The 24,946-nt window shown below is 48.7% G+C and carries 23 protein-coding genes; 10 read left to right on the forward strand and 13 right to left on the reverse strand.

All coding sequences use genetic code 11. From position 1 onward, the window contains the following. Positions 1-242 precede the first annotated feature (242 nt). A complete protein-coding gene (gene icd / locus HH682_RS02345; protein WP_214235858.1) occupies positions 243-1,493 on the reverse strand; it encodes an NADP-dependent isocitrate dehydrogenase in 1,251 nt (416 codons plus the stop codon). A gap of 367 nt (positions 1,494-1,860) precedes the next feature. Between icd and rluE the strand changes: the two genes are divergently transcribed. From rluE to HH682_RS02390, 9 genes are all read left to right on the forward strand, one after another. Continuing rightward, positions 1,861-2,475 carry a 23S rRNA pseudouridine(2457) synthase RluE gene (rluE, locus tag HH682_RS02350; protein WP_214235860.1) on the forward strand — a complete coding sequence of 205 codons (615 nt, stop codon included), beginning with the start codon at positions 1,861-1,863 and terminating at the stop codon, positions 2,473-2,475. 10 nt (positions 2,476-2,485) lie between these two features. After that, entirely contained in the window at positions 2,486-2,926 is a 441-nt protein-coding gene (locus HH682_RS02355; protein WP_214235862.1) for an NUDIX domain-containing protein, read from the forward strand. A 157-nt stretch (positions 2,927-3,083) separates the two neighbouring features. After that, positions 3,084-4,037, forward strand: coding sequence for a DMT family transporter (locus HH682_RS02360; RefSeq protein WP_214235864.1), 954 nt, complete (start codon positions 3,084-3,086; stop codon positions 4,035-4,037). 92 nt (positions 4,038-4,129) lie between these two features. Beyond that, positions 4,130-5,251 carry a tRNA 2-thiouridine(34) synthase MnmA gene (gene mnmA / locus HH682_RS02365; protein ID WP_214235866.1) on the forward strand — a complete coding sequence of 374 codons (1,122 nt, stop codon included), beginning with the start codon at positions 4,130-4,132 and terminating at the stop codon, positions 5,249-5,251. Further along, positions 5,251-5,904: a high frequency lysogenization protein HflD gene (gene hflD / locus HH682_RS02370; RefSeq protein ID WP_338049295.1), complete on the forward strand. Its 654-nt coding sequence runs from the start codon at positions 5,251-5,253 to the stop codon at positions 5,902-5,904. The genes mnmA and hflD overlap by 1 nt, the downstream gene beginning before the upstream one ends. Positions 5,905-5,940: 36 nt before the next feature. Then, on the forward strand, positions 5,941-7,311 hold the full coding sequence (gene purB, locus HH682_RS02375) for an adenylosuccinate lyase (protein ID WP_214235868.1): 1,371 nt from the start codon (positions 5,941-5,943) through the stop codon (positions 7,309-7,311). Positions 7,312-7,411: 100 nt separating this feature from the next. Continuing rightward, entirely contained in the window at positions 7,412-8,083 is a 672-nt protein-coding gene (gene phoP / locus HH682_RS02380) for a two-component system response regulator PhoP (protein ID WP_214235870.1), read from the forward strand. Next, entirely contained in the window at positions 8,073-9,539 is a 1,467-nt protein-coding gene (phoQ, locus tag HH682_RS02385; protein ID WP_420826173.1) for a two-component system sensor histidine kinase PhoQ, read from the forward strand. The genes phoP and phoQ overlap by 11 nt, the downstream gene beginning before the upstream one ends. 67 nt (positions 9,540-9,606) lie before the next feature. Next, positions 9,607-10,737, forward strand: coding sequence for a ribosomal protein uL16 3-hydroxylase (locus HH682_RS02390; protein ID WP_214235872.1), 1,131 nt, complete (start codon positions 9,607-9,609; stop codon positions 10,735-10,737). 39 nt (positions 10,738-10,776) lie between these two features. On the opposite strand, the gene cobB is transcribed toward HH682_RS02390, so the two are convergent. The 4 genes from cobB to lolC are packed head-to-tail and all read right to left on the reverse strand — an operon-like array spanning position 10,777 to position 14,807. Beyond that, positions 10,777-11,607: a Sir2 family NAD+-dependent deacetylase gene (gene cobB / locus HH682_RS02395; protein WP_214235874.1), complete on the reverse strand. Its 831-nt coding sequence runs from the start codon at positions 11,605-11,607 to the stop codon at positions 10,777-10,779. Between the two features lie 59 nt (positions 11,608-11,666). Further along, entirely contained in the window at positions 11,667-12,911 is a 1,245-nt protein-coding gene (gene lolE, locus HH682_RS02400; RefSeq protein ID WP_214235875.1) for a lipoprotein-releasing ABC transporter permease subunit LolE, read from the reverse strand. Beyond that, entirely contained in the window at positions 12,911-13,615 is a 705-nt protein-coding gene (lolD, locus tag HH682_RS02405) for a lipoprotein-releasing ABC transporter ATP-binding protein LolD (protein WP_214235877.1), read from the reverse strand. Before lolD ends, lolE begins: the two co-directional genes overlap by 1 nt. Beyond that, a complete protein-coding gene (lolC, locus tag HH682_RS02410) occupies positions 13,608-14,807 on the reverse strand; it encodes a lipoprotein-releasing ABC transporter permease subunit LolC (RefSeq protein WP_214235879.1) in 1,200 nt (399 codons plus the stop codon). The genes lolD and lolC overlap by 8 nt, the downstream gene beginning before the upstream one ends. Positions 14,808-15,080: 273 nt before the next feature. Here lolC and mfd point away from each other — a divergent pair, with 273 nt between their 5' ends. Then, positions 15,081-18,533 carry a transcription-repair coupling factor gene (gene mfd / locus HH682_RS02415; protein WP_214235881.1) on the forward strand — a complete coding sequence of 1,151 codons (3,453 nt, stop codon included), beginning with the start codon at positions 15,081-15,083 and terminating at the stop codon, positions 18,531-18,533. A 36-nt stretch (positions 18,534-18,569) separates the two neighbouring features. Here the strand turns inward: mfd and HH682_RS02420 are convergent, their stop codons facing one another. The 8 genes from HH682_RS02420 to HH682_RS02455 all read right to left on the reverse strand — a co-directional run bounded on the left by HH682_RS02420 (position 18,570) and on the right by HH682_RS02455 (position 24,936). Beyond that, on the reverse strand, positions 18,570-19,121 hold the full coding sequence (locus tag HH682_RS02420; RefSeq protein WP_214235883.1) for a glycine zipper 2TM domain-containing protein: 552 nt from the start codon (positions 19,119-19,121) through the stop codon (positions 18,570-18,572). Positions 19,122-19,346: 225 nt separating this feature from the next. Next, positions 19,347-20,651, reverse strand: a complete 1,305-nt coding sequence (locus tag HH682_RS02425; protein WP_214235885.1) for an NAD(P)/FAD-dependent oxidoreductase — start codon at positions 20,649-20,651, stop codon at positions 19,347-19,349. 240 nt (positions 20,652-20,891) lie between these two features. Beyond that, the gene (nagZ, locus tag HH682_RS02430) at positions 20,892-21,941 is read right to left on the reverse strand and encodes a beta-N-acetylhexosaminidase (RefSeq protein ID WP_420826174.1); all 1,050 of its coding nucleotides are present in this window, start codon (positions 21,939-21,941) and stop codon (positions 20,892-20,894) included. Between the two features lie 22 nt (positions 21,942-21,963). Then, positions 21,964-22,740, reverse strand: coding sequence for a thiamine kinase (gene thiK / locus HH682_RS02435; protein WP_338049296.1), 777 nt, complete (start codon positions 22,738-22,740; stop codon positions 21,964-21,966). Continuing rightward, positions 22,721-23,344: a penicillin-binding protein activator LpoB gene (gene lpoB, locus HH682_RS02440; RefSeq protein WP_338049297.1), complete on the reverse strand. Its 624-nt coding sequence runs from the start codon at positions 23,342-23,344 to the stop codon at positions 22,721-22,723. The genes thiK and lpoB overlap by 20 nt, the downstream gene beginning before the upstream one ends. 10 nt (positions 23,345-23,354) lie before the next feature. Then, positions 23,355-23,720 carry a YcfL family putative periplasmic lipoprotein gene (locus HH682_RS02445; protein ID WP_214235889.1) on the reverse strand — a complete coding sequence of 122 codons (366 nt, stop codon included), beginning with the start codon at positions 23,718-23,720 and terminating at the stop codon, positions 23,355-23,357. 17 nt (positions 23,721-23,737) lie between these two features. Beyond that, positions 23,738-24,088, reverse strand: a complete 351-nt coding sequence (hinT, locus tag HH682_RS02450; protein WP_214235891.1) for a purine nucleoside phosphoramidase — start codon at positions 24,086-24,088, stop codon at positions 23,738-23,740. A gap of 47 nt (positions 24,089-24,135) precedes the next feature. Further along, complete coding sequence (locus HH682_RS02455; RefSeq protein ID WP_214235893.1) at positions 24,136-24,936, reverse strand: YchF/TatD family DNA exonuclease; 801 nt, start codon at positions 24,934-24,936, stop codon at positions 24,136-24,138. Positions 24,937-24,946 lie beyond the last annotated feature (10 nt).

Here is a 24,946-nt window from a genome sequence, read left to right on the forward strand (position 1 = left end):
TTTTCACGAAATTAGATCGCTATTGGAGTGAATATATAGGGAGCAAAAATCAACACTAAGGATTTATTAGGGCATAAAAACCAGCGCCAAACTGACCGATATCATAACGATCGGGGTAAAGATTGGGTCACTATTTCACTAAAATCGGGGTAGTTTTGGGGAAGAGTTTTGGGGAAGAATTTTTAGCAGTAAAAACGGGCACTTTTCAGTACCCGCTCTTATCAATCACGCAGCGTGACTCATTACATATTGCTGATGATCGCATCACCAAACTCTGAACATTTCAGTAACTTAGCGCCTTCCATCAGACGTTCGAAATCGTAAGTCACGGTCTTATTGGCGATTGCGCCTTCAACACCTTTAACGATTAAGTCCGCGGCTTCGAACCAGCCGAGGTGACGGAGCATCATCTCGGCAGAGAGGATCACTGAACCTGGGTTCACTTTATCTTGGCCAGCATACTTCGGTGCAGTACCGTGAGTGGCTTCAAACAGTGCGCACTCATCGCCAATATTGGCACCCGGCGCAATACCGATACCGCCTACTTGCGCAGCCAGTGCATCGGAGATGTAGTCACCATTCAAGTTCATACAAGCAATTACGTCATACTCTGCAGGACGTAACAGGATTTGTTGCAGGAATGCGTCAGCGATCACATCTTTAATGATGATCTCTTTGCCGGTTTTCGGGTTTTTCGCCTTCATCCATGGGCCGCCATCTAATAATTCGGCACCAAACTCTTCCTTAACTAGCTGGTAACCCCAATCTTTGAAAGCACCCTCGGTGAATTTCATGATGTTACCTTTATGAACCAGAGTCAGTGAATCACGGTCATTATCGATAACATATTGGAAAGCAGCGCGAACCAGACGTTTCGTCCCTTCTTCAGAACACGGCTTCACACCAATACCACATTGCTCTGGGAAACGGATTTTTTTCACGCCCATTTCGTTGCGTAAAAAGTTAATCACTTTATCGGCTTCTGCGCTGCCGGCTTTCCATTCAATACCTGCGTAGATATCTTCTGAGTTCTCACGAAAGATGACCATATCGGTATCTTCAGGGCGTTTCACCGGGCTTGGTGTACCAGTATAATAGCGAACTGGACGCAAACAGACATAAAGGTCCAACTCTTGACGCAGGGCAACGTTTAACGAGCGAATGCCACCGCCGACGGGTGTGGTTAATGGGCCTTTAATCGCGACGCGGTATTCTTTGATCAGGTCGAGAGTTTCTTGCGGTAACCAAACGTCTTTGCCATACACTTCTGTCGATTTTTCTCCAGTGAAAATTTCCATCCAGGAAATCTTACGCTCACCGTTGTAGGCTTTATTAACCGCCGCATCGACCACTTTTAACATCACAGGAGAGACATCAACGCCAATCCCATCCCCTTCGATATAAGGGATCACCGGGTTGTTGGGAACAGTTAATTTGCCTTGATTTAGCGTGATTTTCTGGCCTGATGCAGGAACAACTACTTTGCTTTCCATCAACCTCTCCTTCGAGCGTTTTTGTTAATGACTTGTAATGTGTCGGGGTATGTTACGCGAAATCATCCCTAATTTCCTAGAAAAAAATCATACCGATGCGTCGCAAAATTCTTTTTGGTGAAAGATAACCTATTGGCATGCCTAAAGTAATTAGTATCGTTATTCGGTCTAGTGACTCTTTACAGCACCTTTTTAGCCTTACACAATTGCACAACAAAAGAGTAACGTTAAACCTCTCTCGCGATAAGACCCCTGAAAACTTACTGCAATCTCCGCTAGACATCAACTGAAAGCCTCACGTGACAAAGGTTAACTTCTCAAGCGTCTAAGGTATACTGGCCAAAATAATGCGCCGGATAACGTGAATATGAAGCCACTCACTCGCCCACCACGCCGTAGAAAACCGGCTGCCCCCCGACACCGTCAGGGTCCTACAACTACTATTCTGTTTAATAAACCTTTTGATGTGCTCCCGCAATTTTCCGACGAAGCGGGTCGTGCCACGCTGAAAGATTATATCGCGGTACCCGATGTCTATGCCGCGGGTCGCTTAGATCGCGACAGCGAAGGACTGCTTGTGCTGACCAATGATGGAAAATTACAGGCCGAATTGACGCAACCGGGTAAACGCACACAGAAAATTTATTATGTCCAAGTGGAAGGCAACCCCAGTGACGAGCAACTCGCCCCCCTCAGAACGGGTGTCACCTTAAAAGATGGGCCGACCCTCCCTGCTGGGGTTGAACGTTGCGAGCCGCCGCATTGGCTGTGGCCGCGTACGCCCCCTATTCGTGAGCGTAAAGCAATTCCCACACAATGGTTGAAGATAACTTTATTTGAAGGACGTAATCGACAAGTCCGCCGGATGACCGCTCATATCGGCTTTCCTACACTACGCTTAATTCGCTATGCCATTGGTCCTTATCGACTTGAGGGGCTGACAACAGGTGAATGGCGTAAAATCGATAATAACCAAGCTTAAGGAGTCGGCTATGTTTACCCCCCATATTACCGTTGCCTGCGTCGTACATGCTGAAGGAAAACTGTTAGTCGTTGAAGAACGTGTAGACGGAAAAGTGACTTGGAATCAACCTGCGGGTCATCTCGAAGCAGAGGAAAGCTTGATTGCTGCGATGGAACGTGAACTGGTGGAAGAGACCGGACTTGCCTTATCGCCCGAGCACTTACTCGGTGTGCATCAATGGACAGCCAATGACGGAACGCCTTTCATTCGTTTCCTATTTTGTTGCGAGATCGAGAAGTGCCTCGATACCGCTCCGCAAGATAACGACATTGATTGTTGCCACTGGTTATCTGCAGCACAGATTATGGAATCCTCACAGCTACGTTCGCCCTTAGTCGCGGAAAGCATCAAACTTTGGCAGTCTGGCAACCGTTTCCCTTTAACGGCATTACACTGGTTTGAGCAATAATTCTTAATCCAAACCCAATAAAGAAGAAATAATTTCTATAAAATTTCGATTCTATAAAAATACTTTCTCCCAGGATCGCTTTTTCTCCTATAACAAGAAAATTCTTTCTCCGATAATCTCGATATAGTTTATGCCTCTACTTGCCGAGGTTATCAAGATGAATTCTGCCATCAAAACATTACTCTTTGTCATCGTCTCACTGACGTGGGGCACCACTTGGCTAGCAATGAAAATCGCGGGAACATCGATTCCACCCCTCTTTGCCACGGGCTTACGCTTCCTTTGTGCCGCCCCCCTGTTATTGCTTGCCCTGAAATTAAGTCGTTCTCCCCTGCTTTTTCCTCAGGGGCAGCGTACCTTTCAAGCAATGATTAGCCTCTTTTACTTTGCCATCCCTTTCACCTTAATGATTTATGGCGAACGTTGGGTGAGCTCGGGATTGGCATCGGTTATTTTCGCTATGATGCCGGTAGCCGTACTCTGCGCCTCGATTGTTCTACTGCGTGAAAAAACCAATTCTGTGCAATTATTGGGATTGACGATTGCGCTGGTCGCGTTGATTTCCGTCTTACTGCGCGAGTCACAAGGTGCGGCGTCCGGTCAGTTGCTGGGCAGTATCATGTTAGTCGCCGCGGTCGTTATTCATGCAGTAATGTATGCCTTATGCAAAAAGCGTTGCTGTTCAGTCTCGGTGCTTACCTTTAATGCTTTACCCTGTTTAATAGCGGGCTTGCTATTAACTGTCGTCGGTTGGTTTACGGAGCATCCGGTGATCGCTGACTTTTCGTCGCACTCACTTTTCGCAGTGGTCTATTTAGGTGCCTTTGCCGGGGTGTTTGGCATTATGTGTTATTTTATGCTGCAGAAGCGTGCAACAGCGTTTCAGGCCTCCATCGTCTTCCTAATCTTTCCGATTATCGCGTTAAGTCTGGAGAATATCCTCTACGGTCGCTCACTCTCGTTCGGTTCACTTTGCTTGATCTGCCCTTTAGCACTGGGGATATTGCTAACCTTATTCGGCAACCAGCTAAATCAACGGTTAAAAAGTAAGAGTCAATCGGCGCCATTGTCCTCTCAACTGGACGTTATCAACCGCCAACATCGCACATAGCGTGTAATTGAGCGCTGTATTACAGGTGCGATCCGCCTCGGTGCATGGTACACTGAGGCGTTCGTATTGATTGCCAACTTCAGTGAGTATTTATGTTTGACCAGAGTGCAAAAAAAGTCATCGTCGGTATGTCCGGGGGTGTAGATTCTTCCGTTTCAGCTTGGTTACTGATGCAACAAGGTTACCACGTTGAAGGCTTGTTCATGAAGAACTGGGAGGAAGATGATGGCGAAGAGTATTGTACTGCTGCTGAGGATCTCGCCGACGCTCAAGCCGTCTGTGACAAGTTAGGGATCAAACTGCATAAAATTAACTTTGCTGCAGAGTATTGGGATAACGTTTTTGAACTTTTCTTAGAAGAGTACAAATCAGGGCGTACCCCTAACCCCGATATTCTCTGCAACAAAGAGATCAAATTTAAAGCCTTCTTAGAATTTGCTGCCGAAGATCTGGGTGCGGACTATATCGCCACCGGTCACTATGTGCGCCGCAAAGATGTCGACGGTAAAAGCCAATTGCTGCGTGGCCTAGACGCCAACAAAGACCAAAGCTATTTTCTCTATACCTTAAGTCATCAACAAGTGGCTCAAAGCCTCTTCCCTGTGGGCGAATTAGAGAAACCCGAAGTGCGCCGTATCGCTGAAGAGCTCGATTTGGTGACAGCCCGTAAAAAAGACTCTACCGGTATTTGCTTTATTGGTGAGCGCAAATTTAAAGATTTCCTTGCTCGCTACCTTCCAGCACAACCAGGCCCGATCTTCAGTGTGGATGGCCAGGAGTTAGGTACTCACCAAGGCTTGATGTATCACACCCTGGGTCAACGTAAAGGACTCGGTATCGGTGGGCTCAAAGAGAGCAATGATGACCCTTGGTATGTGGTTGATAAAGATGTTGCCAATAACCAGCTTATCGTAGCGCAAGGGGGTGAGCACCCCCGTCTGATGTCCGTGGGGTTAATTGCGCAACAACTGCACTGGGTCGACCGAGTGACGTTAACAGAGCCGCTGCGGTGCACGGTTAAAACACGTTATCGTCAAACCGATATTCCTTGTCTTATCACGCCACTCGATGCCGAGCGTATTGAAGTGCAATTCGATGAACCTGTCGCCGCCGTGACACCCGGTCAGTCTGCGGTCTTTTATCTCGGTGAGTGCTGCTTAGGCGGCGGTGTGATTGAACAGCGTATACCTCTCCTGGATTCGGAAAACGCGTAGTGGCAAAAAAAAATATCTATGAGATGACCCTCGCCTTTGCGGGTATCTGTCAAGCTGCGCATCTGGCGCAGCAATTAGCGCGCCATGGTCGTTGCCCTGAAGAAGCCTACCACTGCTCACTACGCAGTCTCACCCAGTCGTTAGAGACTACTGACGGTACACTCGCTTTTTTTGGTGGCAACGAAGCTCAATTACGGTTCGGGTTAGAAACAGTGATCGCCGTGCTCAACACCCCCTCACAGAAAGGGGCACTGGCTGAGATAACACGTTACAGCCTTGGGATGATAGGCTTAGAACGAAAAGTTGCGAAAAATCATCAGGCACTCAGTGACCTCGAACAACGTTTACGACAGCTTGATCGTCAGTTACAACATTTTGGGATTGATTCGTCGACCCTCGCCTCCGCCACAGCCAGTATTTATACTGACATCGTTAGCCCCCTCGGGCCCCGTATCCAAATAACGGGTGAGCAAGCCATTCTCCAGAACTCTTTAGTACAAAGCCGAGTGCGGGCAGTATTATTGACGGGTGTGAGATCAGCAATGTTATGGCAACAACTTGGTGGCGGACGACTACAGCTACTGTTTTCTCGCGGTAAGCTGGTCGATATGGCAAAATTAATTTTATCTGGCTTGCCACACGCTGACGCGTAGTGGCAGCAATTTTTATTTTTACTCAGGAGTTTACTGATGGAATTATCCTCACTCACCGCGGTCTCCCCTATCGACGGTCGCTACGGTGACAAAGTCAGCCCATTACGCGCTATCTTCAGCGAATTTGGATTATTAAAATTTCGCGTTGAAGTCGAAGTGCGTTGGCTACAAAAACTTTCATCAGTGACCCAAATCGCTGAAGTTCCTTCATTTAGCCCTGACGCAAACGCTTACCTTGATAAAATTGTCGCAGAATTCTCAGTTGAGGATGCGCAAACTATCAAAACTATTGAGCGGACTACTAATCACGATGTTAAAGCCGTCGAATACTTCCTAAAAGAGAAAGTCGCGGCGATCCCTGAATTACATGCCGTGACTGAATTCATTCACTTTGCCTGCACTTCAGAAGATATCAATAACCTGTCTCACGCATTAATGCTTGAGACCGCGCGCCAACACGTAATCTTACCTGAGTGGCGTAAAGTGCTTAGCGCGGTGGAAGCTCTGGCGGCAGAGTACCGCGACATTCCTTTACTCTCCCGTACCCATGGTCAACCGGCTACCCCATCGACCTTAGGGAAAGAGATGGCTAACGTCGCTTATCGTTTAGCCCGCCAAGTGACTCAGCTAGAACAGTGCGAGATCCTCGGTAAAATCAATGGTGCCGTCGGTAACTACAATGCGCACATCGCCGCCTATCCTGAAGTGGATTGGCATCAAGTCAGTGAAGAGTTTGTGACGGCATTAGGCATTCGTTGGAACCCCTATACCACGCAAATCGAGCCACACGATTATATTGCCGAGCTATTTGATTGTATCGCCCGCTTTAATACCATTATTATCGACTTTGACCGGGATATTTGGGGCTATATCGCGCTGAATCATTTCCGTCAGAAAACCATCGCGGGCGAAATCGGTTCGTCGACTATGCCACACAAAGTGAACCCAATCGATTTCGAAAACTCTGAAGGTAACTTAGGTCTGGCCAATGCCGTTCTGCAACACTTAGCCACTAAACTCCCTGTTTCACGTTGGCAGCGCGATCTGACTGACTCCACCGTATTGCGTAACTTAGGCGTAGGACTGGGATACGCGCTGATCGCTTATCAATCTACTCTGAAAGGGATCTCGAAATTAGAAGTCAATCAAGAGAAGCTGTTAGCAGAACTCGACCAGAACTGGGAAGTCTTGGCTGAACCTATTCAAACGGTGATGCGCCGCTACGGCATTGAGAAACCTTATGAAAAACTAAAAGAGCTGACGCGCGGTAAGCGTATCGATGCACAAGGTATGCAGCAATTTATCGATAACTTAGCCCTACCTGAAGCAGAAAAAGTTCGGCTAAAAGCGATGACCCCGGCTAACTATTTAGGCCGTGCGATCCAACTAACTGATGAATTAAAATAATCGGTCGGGGACTTAACCTGCCTCTATTCACTATGTTAAGTCCCCGTTTAGATCCTGAGTGGTACTCTAAGGCGTTATAGAATACAAAGAGGATGTGCAGATGCGCGTTTTAGTGGTCGAAGATAATCCGTTATTACGGCACCATTTATCAGTACAGCTTCGCGAAATGGGCCATCAAGTCGATGCGGCAGAAGATGCCAACGAAGCAGACTATTTCTTGAATGAATATGCCCCAGATGTTGCCCTCGTTGATCTCGGCCTCCCTGACGAAGACGGTATGGGCCTCATCCAGCGCTGGCGCGCGCAAGAAATCAAACAACCTATATTAGTGCTCACCGCACGTGAAGGCTGGCAATCGAAAGTGGCTGCGCTACAAGCCGGTGCCGATGATTACGTGACAAAACCTTTCCATATCGAAGAAGTTGCCGCACGACTGCAAGCCTTATTACGCCGCACTGCTGGCCACGCTTCACAAGTGATCCACTATGCGCCCTTCCTTATTGATCTCTCAAGGAAAGAGCTGACGATTGACCAACACGCCATCAAACTCACTACCTTCGAGTATACCATCGTCGAGACGCTGATCATTAACGCTGGCCGAGTGATCAGTAAAGAATCGTTGATGTTGCAGCTTTATCCCGATGCCGATCTGCGCGAAGGACACACGATTGATGTGCTGATGGGCCGCTTACGGAAAAAAATTCAACAACATTATCCTAATGAAGTGATCACCACCTTAAGAGGTCTGGGATACCGTTTCGATGCCCCATAGCACCATGGCTTCACCACGGCGCAAAAAGTTTACGATTTCGCCTCTCTCGTTACGAGGCCGCTTTTTACTCGCAGCCTCGGCGCTGATTCTGATCATCTCACTCTGTTACGGTGTGGTGGCAGTAGTGGGCTATGTAATCAGTTTCGATAAAAATACCTATCAAGTAATGCGTGGGGAAAGTAACCTTTTCTTCACCCTCGCCCAGTGGCGTGATAATAAAATCGTCATTGATCGCCCCGATAACTTAAAGCTTAACTTCCCGACGCTTGTCTATATCTATGATGAACATGGGCGTTTACTGTGGCAGTTACGTGATGTCCCTGAAATACGACGCAGCATCTCAAAAAGCTGGCTACAGACGAATAATTTCTACGAAATCGATGCCAGTAATAAGGTCAGTATTGCGGCAATCGGTAATAACCGTAAAGCACAGCAAAAAATTGCCGAACTGGGTAGTGATGACACCTTCACTCACTCGGTCGCCGTGAGCCGTTACGATGCCACCGCGACCCTACCGGCCCTGACCATTGTCGTCATTGACTCGATTCCTCAAGAACTGCAACACAGCGAATTGGTCTGGTCGTGGTTTAACTATGTTTTAGCCGCCAACTTTTTATTGGTGATCCCATTACTCTGGCTTGCCGCCCGTTGGAGCCTTAAACCCATTGGCCAACTGTCGGCAGAGTTAAAAGCTTTAGAATCAGGACAACGTGAATCGTTGGGTGACTCGCCTCCACAAGAGCTGAAAGGCTTGGTCAGCAACCTAAATCTATTGTTAAAAAGCGAACGTAAACGCAGTAGCCGTTATCACACCACGCTTTCTGACCTCACTCACAGCCTCAAGACACCCTTGGCGGTGCTGCAAAGTACTCTGCGTTCACTACGTGGGGCGAAGCCGATACAAATCGAAGAAGCTGAGCCTTTAATGCTCGAACAAATTAGTCGTATATCCCAACAGGTGGGTTACTACCTACACCGCGCCAGTTTACAAGCTGAAAATAATCTGCTGAATCGAGAGATACACGCTGTCGCCCCACTGATTGATGGACTTTGCTCCGCGCTAAATAAGGTTTATCAAAATAAAGGGGTCGATATTACCGTTGATCTTTCGCCGGAACTGACCTTCACCGGTAATCGTGACGACCTGATCGAGGTAATGGGTAATGTCCTCGATAATGCCTGTAAATACTGCTTAGAGTTTATCCATATCAGTGCGATTCAAAATGACACCACACTAACATTGTTTATCGATGATGACGGTCCCGGTATTCCTGCTACGCGGCGTGAGATGATTTTCCAGCGAGGGCATCGTGTCGATACGCTTCGCCCGGGTCAAGGCATTGGTCTCTCTTTAGCTCGTGAAATTGTCGATAACTACGCGGGTGAAATACGCGTATCACGCAGCCATTGGGGAGGCGCGCGCATGGAGATCGTTTTTGCCAATCAGATGATTTGATTTCCTGTCTCATTCTCCGTGCCACACTGATATACTCTCGCCAGTTTTCTCACTCTTTGAGGGTATTATGTCTTTCGAACTCGCCATTGACTGGCCTACGTTTCTTGCAACCTATTGGCAGAAAAAACCAGTCGTCATCCGCCAAGCGTTCCGCGATTTTCAGGATCCCATCAGTCCCGACGAATTAGCTGGGTTGGCGATGGAAAACGAAGTGGATAGCCGATTAGTCAGTCAAACTGCCGCTGGCTGGCAAGTTGCCCACGGACCCTTTACCGATTTCGACCATCTTACTGAAAGTCATTGGTCATTGCTGGTTCAAGCCGTCGATCACTGGCATCCCGCAGCGGCGGAATTGATGCAGCCGTTCCGCGCCCTTTCTGATTGGCGCATGGATGACTTGATGATCTCGTTTTCAGTCCCCGATGGTGGCGTGGGTCCACATTTAGACCAATATGATGTGTTTATCATCCAAGGCGCGGGCCGGCGTCGTTGGCGAGTCGGTAATAATGATGTGGTGGCTCAGCATTCGCCCCACCCCGATTTACTGCAAGTGGCACCTTTTGACGCTATTATCGATGAAGTGCTAGAACCGGGTGATCTGGTTTATATTCCACCGGGGTTCCCGCATGAAGGTTATTCGTTAGAAAATTCACTTAACTATTCGGTCGGCTTTCGCGCGCCCTCGGGTAAAGAGCTACTCAGTGGTTTTGCAGATTATGTGCTCGCGCAAGAACTAGGCAGTCGTCGCTATCAAGATCCCACGTTGCGCTTGCGGGACAATGCTGCATTGGTATTACCCGATGAAGCAGACAGCTTACGCGAAATGATGACTGGGCTGCTGAATTCAGAGGATTTCACCCCTTGGTTAGGCGAATTTCTTTCGCAGTCTCGCCACGAACTGGATATCGCGCCTCCACAGCCCGCTTATCAAGAAGATGAAGTACGCGATGCCCTAGAGGAAGGTACACCGTTACAGCGTATTGGTGGATTAAAGGTGTTGCAGTTAGCATCACACACCTTTATTAATGGCGAGCGTTTCAGTAGCCCCGATCCCCGCTTCTTAAGCGTGTTAGCGGGAACATCTGTCATTGAGGCAGCACAATTACACCCCCTCATTGAGGAGACTACTGTATTAACCCAGCTGACTGGATTGATTAATGCAGGCTATTGGCTTTTTGCCGAAGAAGAAGACGCGTAAACGTCACAGGGCAGTCGAGATTGACTGCCCTACTTTCCACTAGCGCTGGCTCAGAAACATTTCCACCCAGGCGGGGAGTGTTTGCGAGGCTGGACCATAATGGCCTTCGATAAACTCTTCTTTTGACGCGGTGGGTTCAAGATTAAACTCAATGGTTTCCGCGCATTGAAGTTTCGCTTCATGGACAAACCCGGCAGCAGGATAGACTTGGCCGGAAGTCCCGACTGCGATAAAAATATCGCACTCGGCAATCGCTTGATAAATTCCTTCCATCTGCAGCGGCATTTCACCAAACCATACTACATGGGGTCGCAACGGCGCAGGGAATTGACAACAGGTACAGCGATCGGTCGGTTGCAGATCATCAAGCCAAGTGATCACTTGTTGGCTTTGCGTGCAGCGTGCTTTGAGGAGCTCACCATGCATATGGATAACGTTTACACTGCTTGCTCGCTCATGCAGGTTATCAATATTCTGTGTGACAACCAGTAGATTATCACCCAATACAGTGCCCAATTTTGCTAACGCACGGTGTGCATTGTTAGGCAGTATATGTGCAGACTGCAGCTGGCGACGCCGTTCATTATAAAAGTCATGCACGCGTTGCGGATCACGGTGATACCCTTCTGGCGTCGCAATGTCTTCAATAGAGTGATTTTCCCATAAGCCATCCGCGGCACGGAACGTGGCGATACCCGATTCAGCTGAAATACCGGCCCCAGTTAATACCACGACTCTTGGCAACGGTTTTGTGACGAGTTTTGCTATGCGTGCATCTTCAAAATAAGATTGTCGAAAACGTTGGCGCATTTTTCGCTTGTTCTTTTTAAAACGGGCGACGCGAATGCGACGACGATTACTAGTACGCATGAGAACTCCTGCAGAACACGTTAAACATTGTGCTCGCCTTACCGCGAGCACATCATAAATTATTGCCCGCTCAATACTCGTGCAGGATCAATACGGCTTGCTCGACGAGCCGGATACCAACTGGCCAGCAAACTCAAGACTAGTGCACAGAATAGAACGATAATCACGTCACTCCAGTGCAACACTGAGGGAAGAAAGTCGATAAAGTAGATATCACCAGAAAGTAAATGATGCCCGGTCAACGATTCAATTCCCTTAATTACGCGCGTCAGATTCAACGCACCGAGAACGCCAAGCACCACACCAATCAGGCTCCCGGTAATTCCCGCCAATAATCCGTACCAAATAAATATGGCACGAATAAGGCGATCTTTCGCGCCTAAAGTACGAAGTACCGCAATATCACTGCTTTTATCCTTTACCGCCATCACTAAAGTCGACACAATATTAAAGCAGGCAACGCCAATCACTAAGATCATCGCTAAGTACATAATTGCCCGTATCATTTGGATATCACGATACATATATCCAAAATCTGTGGTCCAGTTGCGAATATAGACATAACCATGGGTGGCTTCACCGGCAGCCCGGACAATAGCAGGTGCCTGAAACGGATCACGCATTTTTAAGGCAATACCCGTGACCGAGTTGTTCATATCTAAATAATGCTGAGCATCCGCTAGCGGTACTAAGGCGAGACTATGATCGAGCATACCGCTCAACTGCAAGATACCGCTAACTTGTAGACGAAGACGTTTAGGCTGCAATAGTTTGTTTTGCTGATCGTTATTGGGGATGAGTACCGTCAGCCAATCACCGGTTTTTAAGCCCAGACTCTTCGCGATACCGCCGCCAATAATAATCTGTTGCTTCCCTGCCTGAAACTCGGACCATGCATTATTTTGTACAAATTGTGGCAAGCTACTCAACCGAGTCTCTTGCTGGGGATCGACCCCTTTAACTTGGATGGCTTGTAATTTTTGTGCGCTTTCGATTAACCCCGTAAAAGTAATGAAAGGGGCCGCAGCCGCCACGCCCTTCACCTGCTCAATCGGCCCCAGCAATGACTGCCACTGTTGAAAAGGTTGATGAACGGGAATAATCTCGCCATGCGGCACCACATCCAGAATCCGCTTATTTAGCTCGCGTTCAAAGCCATTCATCGCACTTAAGCCGATAATCAGCACTGCGACACCTAAGGCAATACCGGCCGTTGAGAGCACGGAGATCAAGGAGACCATACCTCCCCGACGACGTCCTCGACTGAAGCGTAATGCCAATAAGAAAGAGAGAGAGCCTCGCATTAACTCACCCCTTGTATGACCGGCTGAGCATATAACACCCCATCGCGCATTTCCATCTGACGGTCTAAACGCTTCGCTAATGCTAAGTCATGGGTTACCACCAAAAAGGCAGTACCCTGGCTCTGGTTTAATTCGCCCAGTAGCGCAAAAATCGCATCGGCATTGCGTGCATCGAGATTACCGGTCGGCTCATCTGCCATCACCAAACTCGGTTTGTTCACTAATGCCCGTGCAATCGCCACACGTTGGCGTTCACCGCCAGACAACTCGGAGGGACGATGCTTACCGCGTGGGCTCAGTCCCACCGCTTTTAGCATCTCGTCAGCGCGATGAGACGCTTCTTGGGCAGAACAACCACCGATCAACAGCGGCATCGCCACATTTTCTAATGCAGTGAAGTCCGGCAGTAAATGGTGGAATTGGTAGATAAACCCGAGCTGTTGGTTACGTAAATCGGCCTTAGCCGAGGCGCTCATCGTATTTAAGGATTTCCCCTGAAAGGAGACTTCACCCGAGGTCGGTTGGTCTAAGCCGCCGAGGAGGTGGAGTAGCGTACTTTTACCAGAACCCGAGCTGCCAATAATCGAGACAAGCTCCCGTTCAGCAATGCTAAAACTGACCTGCTTCAATACTTCAGTACTGACTGCGCCTTCACGATACGTTTTGCATAACTCTGTACACTGCAATAAAGGGGATTTATTCATAACGTAAGGCCTCAGCGGGTTGTACAGTGGCAGCACGCCACGATGGATAGAGAGTTGCCAATAAGGCCAAGATCATCGCACTCAGGGTGATTAATACCACTTGACCAACGTGAATATCGACCGGAAGTGCAGCACCATCTAATAATAAGCCGATGACAGGTAATAAATGATTTAATTGGCTGGCCAACAGACAGCCGAATAGTGCGCCGCATAATGAACCGATAATGCCGGCGCTAGCGCCTTGCACCATAAAGACCGTCATTATTTGTCGGCGAGTCAGACCTTGAGTCTGCAGTATCGCCACTTCCCCCTGCTTCTCCATAATCAAGAGGCCAAGCGACGTGATGATATTGAACGCTGCGACGGCCACAATAAGGCTCAGTAACAGACCCATCATATTTTTTTCCATTCTTACTGCTTGGAAGAGATCGCCTTTACGCTCACGCCAATCTTTCCAGACTGATTTCTCAGGTAGCGCATGCTGATCTATCTCATCCACCGCCAAAGGATGATCAAGCCATAAACGCCATCCGGTTATCTGCCCCGCAGGGTACAGCATTACTCGGGAGGCATCTTGCTGATTGACGAGAATTTGATAACTGTCGACTTCACTGTTGGCGGCATAGATACCGGCCACTGTAAATAATCGTTGGCTCGGCATCCGTCCCATCGGCGTGAATTGACTCACCGACGGCACCATCAGGCGCAGTTTATCGCCTAACTGAACACCAAGCTGATTGGCCAGTTGCGCACCTAAGATCACTTGATAGCTGCCAGGTGCCGGAATATGTGTAGGACCTTGTTCAATATAGGGCAGCAGCGGGTCTTGCTCTCCCGGTGCGAGTCCTAGCATTACCCCAACCGAAACATTATGAGCACTTTGTAAAACAACTTCAGCAGTGGTTAACGGCGCCACACGCTTGACGCCAGCGAGCTTCAGGGAGGAGGCAGGGAATTGTTGCGGATCAAGATGCCCAGCAGGTTGCGACACCACCGCTTGTGGCATCAAGCCCAAAATATTGCCTTCTAGCTCACGTTCGAAGCCATTCATCACCGAGAGTACCGTGACCAATGCCAGCACCCCTAAGGTAATCCCAATCGCGGAGAGCCAAGAGATAAACCGCCCGAATCGATCAGTAGCACGGCCACGCATGTAACGTAGACCAATAAATAAAGCGACAGGTTGATACATGTAGTCCATCCCGGACGGTAAAAAAGGTTAACGGGAATGATAATGGAGGTGCCGCCTTTATGAAACCTTTACCGCAGTGATCATCAAGGTAAACACTCGGAAAAACGGTTAGTTGTATAAAAATAAGCCAAACGCATCGGTTTACCTGCGAAAGCGAATACCGCTTCGCAGTACAGAGTGCTACTTTAAAGATAGAGAAAAAGTGGATGAGTAATTTTCTGCAACTTACGACAGAAACGTTAATACATCATTAAAATGAGATAATGTAAGTTTATGACGGATATCCAGCAATATTCACTGCCCAGCAAGGCAGGCGATGTACGGCAGTTAGGCGAATTAGTCGGCTCAGCTTTTGCGATTGAAGCAGCGCGTATCGCAGAGCAACATGACGGCCTGGTCGTGTTAATTGCCAGTGATATGCAAAATGCACTGCAGTTAACCAGCGAAATCGGTCAATTTACGTCTCTAAGCGTGAATACATTGCCTGATTGGGAGACGCTTCCCTACGATAGCTTTTCCCCTCACCAAGATATTATTTCGAGTCGTTTGTCGATGCTCTATCAACTGCCACTGATGGAGAAAGGGCTGTTAATCCTGCCGGTTAACACCCTTATGCAGCGCGTCTGTCCGCACAGTTTTTTGCACAGCCATGCGTTAGTCATGCAGCGAGGGGATAAACTTTCCCGCGATACGCTGATCCGTCAACTTGACCAAGCGGGTTATCGCCATGTTGAACAGGTGATGGTGCACGGTGAATATGCGACCCGTGGCGCGTTGCTTGACCTGTTCCCGATGGGAAGCGAAGCGCCCTTTCGTCTTGATTTCCTTGATGATGAAATTGATAGCTTACGCTCTTTTGATGCCGATACGCAGCGTACTCTCAATGAAGTTGAGGCCATTAGCCTTCTGCCCGCTCATGAATTCCCCACTGATAAGCCGTCGATTGAACGCTTTCGTACACAATGGCGTGAGAAATTTGATGTGCTGCGTGAGTCCGAGCATCTTTATCAGCAAGTCTCACGCGGGACATTGCCTGCGGGGATAGAGTATTGGCAACCGCTGTTCTTTGATGAAGCGCTACCTCCCCTCTTTAGCTACTTCCCGGCACAGACTTTACTGGTGAATACTGGGGATTTGGCCGGCAGTAGTGAGCGTTTTTGGCAAGATACGGCTCATCGTTATGAAAATCGTCGCGTCGATCCGATGCGTCCCTTGGTCGAACCCAATGAACTTTGGTTAGCCCCTGATGCCCTGTATGCCGAGCTAAAACGCTGGCCGCGTATCCAATTGCTGTCGCAAGCGCTACCGAAGAAAGCCGCCAATACGAATCTTGGCTATCAGGTTCTGCCAGCATTGCATCAACCGGATAATCAGCACCCACTGGAGCCACTTCGTCAGCTGCTCGATGCACACAGTAATCATCGCGTGATCTTCTCTGTCGAGAGTCAAGGCCGCCGCGAACGGTTACAAGAGATGCTGGCACGCATTAAGCTTAGACCCACTACAATCCCGGCGTTTACGGATGCACAGACGGCGGGGACTTACCTAATGCTGGGAGCTGCCGAGAAAGGCTTTATCGCCGAGCCGCAGCAGCTCATTTTTATCTGTGAAAACGATCTACTGGGCGAGCGTGTGGTACGCCGTCGTCAAGATACTCGTCGTGCCATCAATCCCGATGTACTGATTCGCAACTTGGCAGAACTGCATCCAGGCCAGCCAGTCGTTCACCTCGACCACGGTGTCGGACGCTATGTCGGCATGACAACCTTGGAGACCGGCGGTGTCACGGCTGAATATCTGGTTCTACATTACGCCAATGATGCAAAGCTTTATATTCCTATCTCTTCACTGCATCTGATCAGCCGTTATGCCGGCGGAGCCGACGAGAATGCCCCACTGCATAAACTTGGCAGTGATGCTTGGAACCGTGCACGGCAGAAAGCAGCAGAGAAAGTGCGTGATGTCGCGGCAGAGCTGCTGGATATTTATGCGCAACGCGCGGCAAAAACCGGATTTGCCTTTAGCCAAAACCGTGAAAATTATCAACAGTTCTGCGCCTCGTTCCCCTATGATACCACCCCGGATCAGAAACAAGCCATCAGTGCGGTGATCAGCGATATGTGTCAACCGCTGGCCATGGACCGTTTAGTGTGCGGGGATGTCGGTTTTGGTAAGACCGAAGTGGCGATGCGTGCCGCGTTCCTCGCCGTCGAAAATAACAAGCAAGTTGCGGTGCTGGTGCCGACCACCTTACTGGCGCAACAGCATTACGATAATTTCCGTGACCGCTTCGCCGACTGGCCGGTACGCGTCGAGATGTTATCTCGTTTTCGGAGCGCTAAAGAGCAGAGCAAAGTGCTACAAGAGGCAGCCGAAGGGAAAGTTGATATTCTGATCGGTACACATAAACTACTGATGAGTGATTTACAATGGTCTGACCTCGGACTATTGATTGTCGATGAAGAACATCGCTTCGGTGTGCGCCATAAAGAACGTATCAAAGCGATGCGTGCAGATGTCGACATCCTCACCTTAACGGCTACCCCTATCCCGCGGACCTTAAATATGGCGATGAGCGGCATGCGCGATCTGTCGATTATTGCGACGCCTCCGGCCCGCCGACTGGCGGTAAAAACCTTTGTCCGTGAGTATGATGCCTTAGTGGTACGCGAAGCTATCCTGCGGGAAGTGCTGCGGGGTGGGCAAGTTTATTACCTCTTTAACGATGTCGAAAATATCAATAAAGCGGCTGAAAAATTGGCCGAGCTAGTGCCGGAAGCCCGCATTGGTATCGGTCATGGACAGATGCGTGAGCGTGAACTGGAAAAAGTGATGAATGATTTCCATCATCAGCGCTTTAATGTGTTGGTCTGTACCACCATTATTGAGACAGGTATCGACATCCCAACCGCTAATACCATTATTATTGAGCGTGCCGACCACTTTGGTTTGGCACAGCTTCACCAGCTACGTGGGCGTGTCGGTCGCTCGCACCACCAAGCCTATGCGTGGTTATTGACGCCCCATCCGAAGGCAATGACGACAGATGCACGCAAACGCTTGGACGCTATTGCCTCGTTAGAAGATTTGGGTGCTGGGTTCGCTTTGGCGACCCATGACTTAGAAATTCGCGGGGCCGGTGAGCTGTTGGGTGATGATCAGAGTGGGCAGATGGAAACGCTCGGTTTTACCCTCTATATGGAACTGCTGGAGAATGCGGTGGAGTCATTGAAAGCTGGGAAAGAGCCGTCCTTAGAAGATCTGTCACAACGCCATACTGATGTAGAATTACGCATGCCGGCGTTAATTCCTGATGACTTTATCTCTGATATCAATACCCGCCTCTCGCTCTATAAACGTATTGCCAGTGCCAGCGAATCCGCTGAACTGAACGATATTAAAGTCGAGATGATTGACCGCTTCGGTCTTCTACCGGATGCGACCCGTAATCTGTTAATGCAGACTGAGATCCGTCTTCACGCAGAATCTTTGGGGATTGCTAAAATCGAGGCGGGAGAAAAAGGCGGCTATATTGAATTCGCTGAGCAGAATAACGTTGATCCAGGCTGGCTTATTGGTCTGTTGCAACAAGATCCTAAACAGTGGAAGCTTGAGGGACCGGTTAAACTGCGGTTTATGCGTGACTTAAGTGAACGCCAACAACGGATTAATTGGTTGGTCGAATTGTTGGCACAGATGGACCAACATCGTGTGAGCGCCAAATAGACCGCTTAGCAGCCACCCTAGGGTGGCTGCTCAACATCAGCTTTTCTGAACGGTCGGCTCGCTCAGTTTTAGATTTCCTTGTGCATCCAGCGGGATCACTGAGCCGGGCTTATGATCCATCATAATCGTTCCTTGTTTATCACCGACTTTATAGGTCACGTTATAGCCTTTAGTGCGCTGCGACTGCGTATACTGAGTCGTACAACGGCGATGAGAGGTTTGATAAGTATCGCTATTTTGTAAGCTTTGCTGTGCTTGGTTACCGGCATAGCCCCCCGCCAGTGCGCCAGCAACGGTAGCGATGTCTCGGCCATGACCGCCGCCAAACTGGTGACCTAATACTCCGCCCGCCACAGCTCCTAATACCGAGCCGGTAATACGGTTTTCATCTTGCACTGCCCGACGATGGACCACATTAACGTTTCGACATACCTCGTGTGGGGTGTTGATATTTTCAGTCAGCGGTTGTACCGCAACCACTTCAGCAAATTGCGGTGTTTGTTGCGCAAAATGACTGCCTGCCACCGCAGCAACACCTAAAGCGGCTAACGCTCCGATACCGACACCGGCAACTAATGATTTATTCATGACATCTCCTGCAATTTATTCTGATTGATGGATACAGGGTTAGAGCTTTACTCACTGCTCAACTCACCTGAGTGTGCCAAATCAATCTAGTATCAGCTATCGGAATTATGGACAAAATTAGGATAAGGCACTGTCTAAAATAGTTAGTCGCTATTTTATATGCCTAACAGCGGAGAGTTAGCGGAAAGAGTGATAAAAGAAAGGCCGCGAAAGCGGCCTTATCTGCTAGTGCAGTTTTAACTTTGGTCGGATCACTTTATTGATACTGCCTGAAAGCATCATTAATCCCGTACGGAAGTAACCATGTAACGCCACTTGGTGCATACGATATAGCGACAGATAGACTAAACGGGCAATACGCCCTTCGACCATCATCGAACCGTGCATCAGGTTGCCCATCAGGCTACCGACCGTACTAAAACGCGACAGTGACACTAACGACCCATGATCTTTATATTTATAGGCCGTTTGCGGCTTACCTTGACGTGCCGCTAAGATATTTTTTAGCACTTGCGAGGCCATTTGGTGTGCAGATTGTGCACGCGGCGGCACGAAACCACCTTCCGGTAAAGCACAGCTAGCGCAGTCACCGATCGCATAAATATTCTCATCCCGACTCGTTTGCAACGTCGGTTGTACGACCAGCTGATTGATACGGTTAGTTTCTAAGCCCGCGATCTCTTTCATAAAATCAGGGGCTTTGATACCTGCGGCCCAAACCATCAAGTCTGCCGCAATAAAAGTTCCCTCTTTGGTATTTAACCCATCCTTTTGTGCGCTGGTGACCATGGTACCCGTTTTGACTTGTACCCCTAATTTGGTCAATTCTTGGTGCGCCGCTGCAGAGATACGTGTCGGGAGTGCCGGGAGGATACGTTCCCCCGCTTCCACTAGCGTCACGTTTAGGGCTTCACGACCTAAGGTTTTGTAACCATAGCTATTCAGTTGTTTTACGGCATTATACAGCTCAGCTGAAAGCTCAACCCCGGTGGCTCCCCCTCCGACAATCGCGATATTGACTGGTTTATCATTCTGTTGTGAGGAAGAGTGCTTAAGAAATTGGTTCAGCATTTCATTACGAAAACGGTGCGCTTGCTGAGGGTTATCGAGGTAGATACAGTGGTCTTTAACGCCCTCTGTACCAAAGTCATTAGAGGTACTCCCTAACGCCATTACCAAGGTATCGTAGCTGATACTGCGTGTATCCACTAACATATTGCCTTGCGCATCCTGTATGGGGGCCAATTCGAGTTGCTTTGTTTCACGGTCAATATTGACTAAGCTACCCAATTGAAACTGGAAATGGTGATGATGGGCGTGAGCAAGATAACTCAACGCATCAATCCCTTCATCCATCGATCCTGTTGCGACTTCGTGTAATAACGGTTTCCATAGGTGTGTCGGGTTACGATCAATCAGTGTAATTTCTGCTTGTCCCTTACGTCCCAGTTTATTTCCTAGTTGCGTAGCAAGTTCTAAACCCCCTGCACCGCCGCCTACAATTACAATTTTTTGTTTCATCGTAGTCACATGACCCCCAAAGATTAACCTTACCTAGTTAAATAAATGTTAAAAATAAACTTAATAAACATAGGGTTATAAAGTAAAATCGTTCACTGATTTCAGCATAACACGCCCAGATTATTCAGCGTAATAAATTTGACCTGAATCAAGTTGATTGGCACGGATGTATACATTACGTTGGTAGGTAGGGGAAAAAACGGCGGAAAAAATAAGAAAGAGGGAACACTCAGGCTCCCCCTCTTGCTGTTAACGGTCGTGCGGCTTCTGTTTTTCTTCCAACCAGCGTTGTTGAAAGGTCGCCAGTTGATGATGATTCGTCAGCCAACGACGATGATCTTGTCGCGTTTTCCAGTCAAAACGCCCGTGATGATAAAGACGCTCAAGCCCAGCGGCCTGACTGACCGGTAGCTCATCTAAAATACTGATCACACCGGGACGATGGTTACAGACTAGAATCGCATCGCACCCTGCATTGAGCGACTGTCTCGCGCGTTCTGGATAACTGCCCATTACGGCAGCGCCTTCCATGTGCAAATCATCGGAGAAAATTACGCCCTTAAAACCCAATTCTTCGCGTAGCACCTCTTTTAACCAATACGAGGAACCGCTAGCAGGACGATCATCAATAGTAGGATAGATCACATGCGCGGGCATCATCGCATCAAGCTGATGCTTTTCGATAAAGTAGCGAAAGATTGCCATATCTTTCTGACGGATTTCATTGGCTTCGCGAAGATCGATCGGCGTTTCTTTATGAGAGTCCGCCACTACCGCGCCATGCCCCGGAAAGTGTTTACCTGTGGTTTTCATTCCCGCACTGTGCATCCCTTCCATAAAAGCTGCCGCCACGGGCAATACCTGTTCTTTATGATCACTAAAAGCGCGATCACCAATTGCTAAACTAATATGGCCGAGGTCCAGTACTGGGGCAAAGCTTAAATCAATATCCATTGCCGTCATTTCACTTGCCATCTGCCAACCCGTTTCCCGTGCAACGTGAATTGCGTCATCCAGGTTAGCACTGAGGGCGAGAAAGGACTGCATGGCAGGCAACTGAGTAAATCCCTCGCGAAAACGTTGAACTCGTCCGCCCTCTTGGTCGACGGCGACCACTAAACGGGTGTGAGAGGCTTGACGGATCTGTTTCACTAGGTGTGCGAGTTGCTCAGTGTCGTGATAGTTCCGGGCAAAGAGGATCACTCCCCCCGTCAGTGGGTGTTTGAGTAATTCGCGTTCTTCCGCGTCGAGCTCATACTGCTCGACATCTAACATTAGCGGGCCTGGGGTAGCATTCATGTAATTTCCTATCGTACTCAATTCAATAAAGTAAAAGGTGTCGCCAGCTCTCTGCCGCCTGCTGTTTCATCGTGGAGAGTTGAGTTTGTTCTGCTCTAAGCTGGTACCAACTGGCTTGCAGCAGTGTTAACCAAGGCTGCCAGCGCTTGACCTGTAACGACAAAAGCTCAGAATCCAGCTTCAGTGCTTGCGCATAAGCGCTAATCCACCCCTCTGACTGAGAGGCGTCCTGTAAACATAACGCCGCCAACTCAAGCGCAATATCGCCATCCGCACTGTATTCCCAATCGATCAGCATCAACCCTTGCTCTGTCTGGATTATATTACCGGGATGTAGGTCCATATGGAGTGGCACAAGCCGCAGTGGACGAGGTTCACCTTGACGCTGTAAGCGTTTTAATTGCCTTAACCACCGTGGATGACGCTGCTGACACAGTTGCCAATAACGCTGCAATAACGCTAAAAAAGGGATGCGATAACCCAATAAAGGTTGCTGATGTAAACGCATCAGTAGCGCAAGCAGCTCACTATTCTGCGGAATAAATGCTTGGGTCGCTAGAGGTTTTCCCTCTACCCACTCCACGGTGAGTCTCCCAGAGTCATAGCCTATAGGTTGTCCCGCAAGTTCGGTATGCCGTAATTTATGAAGAATGCGAAATTCACGCTGACGGTTCACAAATGGGAGTGGTTGTGCGGGTGTCAAACGGTGAATTTCATCACGCCGTTGAAGGTTTCGCCAGCTATTGCCAGAAAGACCTGGCAATAGCATCCAATCAGCGTTAGTAACTGGCTTTACCACTGCCTGTCCAGATAATTTCACCCGTATTGACTAGCATTAGCTGCATCTGGACGCGAGCCGCTTTAATATCGCCGCGGGTCGTAGTGTAAAGCACATATTGTGCATTAAGGTTACGCGCTAGCCCAATCGCCTTACCTCGAGAGTTCAGGCTATCATTAGGTGAAATGCCCAAGGTTTTCTTCGCTTGAGCCAGCTGTTGTGCAGTGACTAAGTTGAAGGAAGATCCTGATAAGGCTTGATTTAACGCGCTGTTAGCGTTGTCACTCTGGATAGAACCATTGGTACTGTTTTTAATGTGGTCAACTAACAGTACGCTGCCGGACGCAATACCTTGCGTATGCACCATTTTACTGACCAGCGGTTGTACTGTCGCCGGCCAATCGATGGAGGTCAGCTTCGGCGTTTCTGGTACGGGCTGCGGCTGAGTTACCGGTGGAGGGTTCTGTACTGGCGGCGTTTTCTGTTCTGGCTGAGTCGTTAAGGGTGGCTGGCTTGAACCCTTTCCCTGCTCCACAGGCGCGGGTTTTTGCGATTGATTAATAACACAACCACTGAGTAAACAAGCAAACAAAAGTGAGCTGCTATATCTTAAGTATTTAGTCACGTTAATGTCCTCAGAGAGAAATAGCGATACGAACCTGACGAGCATTCACGCTGCCAGAAGAAGAAAGTAATTGGGTCGAACTGTGCGCAGGGACACGCATGAATTGCTTTTTAGCACCGGGTGGGATATCCAATCCTTGCTCATCGTACCAAAAATATTGGTAATGGATAGTGATTGGCACATCGCGGTCGTTATAAACGCGTGTCGTGGCAGCAGGGGCTTGCTCACTGTTAATGACCGGCGCATCGGCGGTGATCCCTGCGGACAAGACCTCCGATCCCATAACCAGCGGCTGTGAAATAGTAATAGCAGGAGGTTTGCTGCTGCATGCAACAGCGCCAACAACAGACAGTACTAGCACACATAAAAGGCGCATAGTTCGACTCCGATTCATTAGCGTGAAAGCATCGGTCCGAGAGGTTTTCCACCTACCAGATGCATATGGATATGATAGACCTCTTGGCCCCCATGTTGATTACAGTTAATAATCAAACGATAACCGTCTTGCGCAATGGCCTCTTGTTTAGCTAACTTTGCCGCCACAGTGATCATGCGCCCTAACGCTAACTCATGTTCGGCCTCGACATCGTTGACGGTAGGAATAAGAATATTGGGGATAATTAAGATATGGCTAGGGGCTTGCGGTGAGATATCACGGAACGCCGTCACTAATTCGTCTTGATACAGTTTTTGCGCAGGAATTTCATCACGAATAATCTTACTAAAAATTGTCTCTTCTGCCATGGTCAATCATTCCTTTAGGTCATCTCGCCGCGTTACGGCGAGTTATCTTACGATAGCGTTAAATGCTCACGAGCAATATTAAATAATTTAGCAAAGTTTTCCGTAGTTTGCTCAGCGACTTGCTCAACAGTAAGGCCTTTAACCACCGCTAAGTACTCTGCCACATCGCGAGTATAAGCTGGCTGATTCGGTTTACCGCGATTGGGAACAGGTGCTAAGTATGGGGAATCGGTCTCAACTAATATCCGGTCGATTGGGACATAACGTGCCGCTTCGCGGATCTGTTCAGCATTCTTAAAGGTTAAGATGCCTGAAAATGAGATGTACATCCCAAGGTCTAGCAGTCTCTTAGCCGTGTCTCGATCCTCAGTGAAACAGTGCAATACGCCACCGCAGCGCTCAACATGACCTTCCGCAAGCAATTTAACGGTATCTTCACGCGCATCACGTGTATGGACGATCACCGGCTTGTTAAGCTGACAAGCAACCTGTAAATGATCACGGAAAGCCTGTTGCTGAATCGCCCAAAGCTCTGGGGTCTTATGGTAAAAGTAATCCAGTCCCGTTTCGCCTAATGCCACCACTTTTGGGTCACTCGCCAGTGTGTGGAGCCGCTCGACGTCCCAATCATCATCGAGGTTAAGGGGATGAACACCACAAGAGAGCGCTATTTGCTTATACTCTGCCGTAAGCTGTTGTAACGCAGGGAATGCGCTTAGCGTAGTGGATACCGCCAACATAAACCGTACATCTCGAGCCTGGGCTTTATCGATGACCTCAGCGAGGTTCTGGTGTTCTTTTTCGTAATCTAAGCCATCAACATGGCAGTGCGAGTCCACTAAAAACATAATTCTCTCT

The sequence above is a fragment of the Rosenbergiella gaditana genome (genome assembly GCF_018494065.1).
Lineage (GTDB): Bacteria > Pseudomonadota > Gammaproteobacteria > Enterobacterales > Enterobacteriaceae > Rosenbergiella > Rosenbergiella gaditana.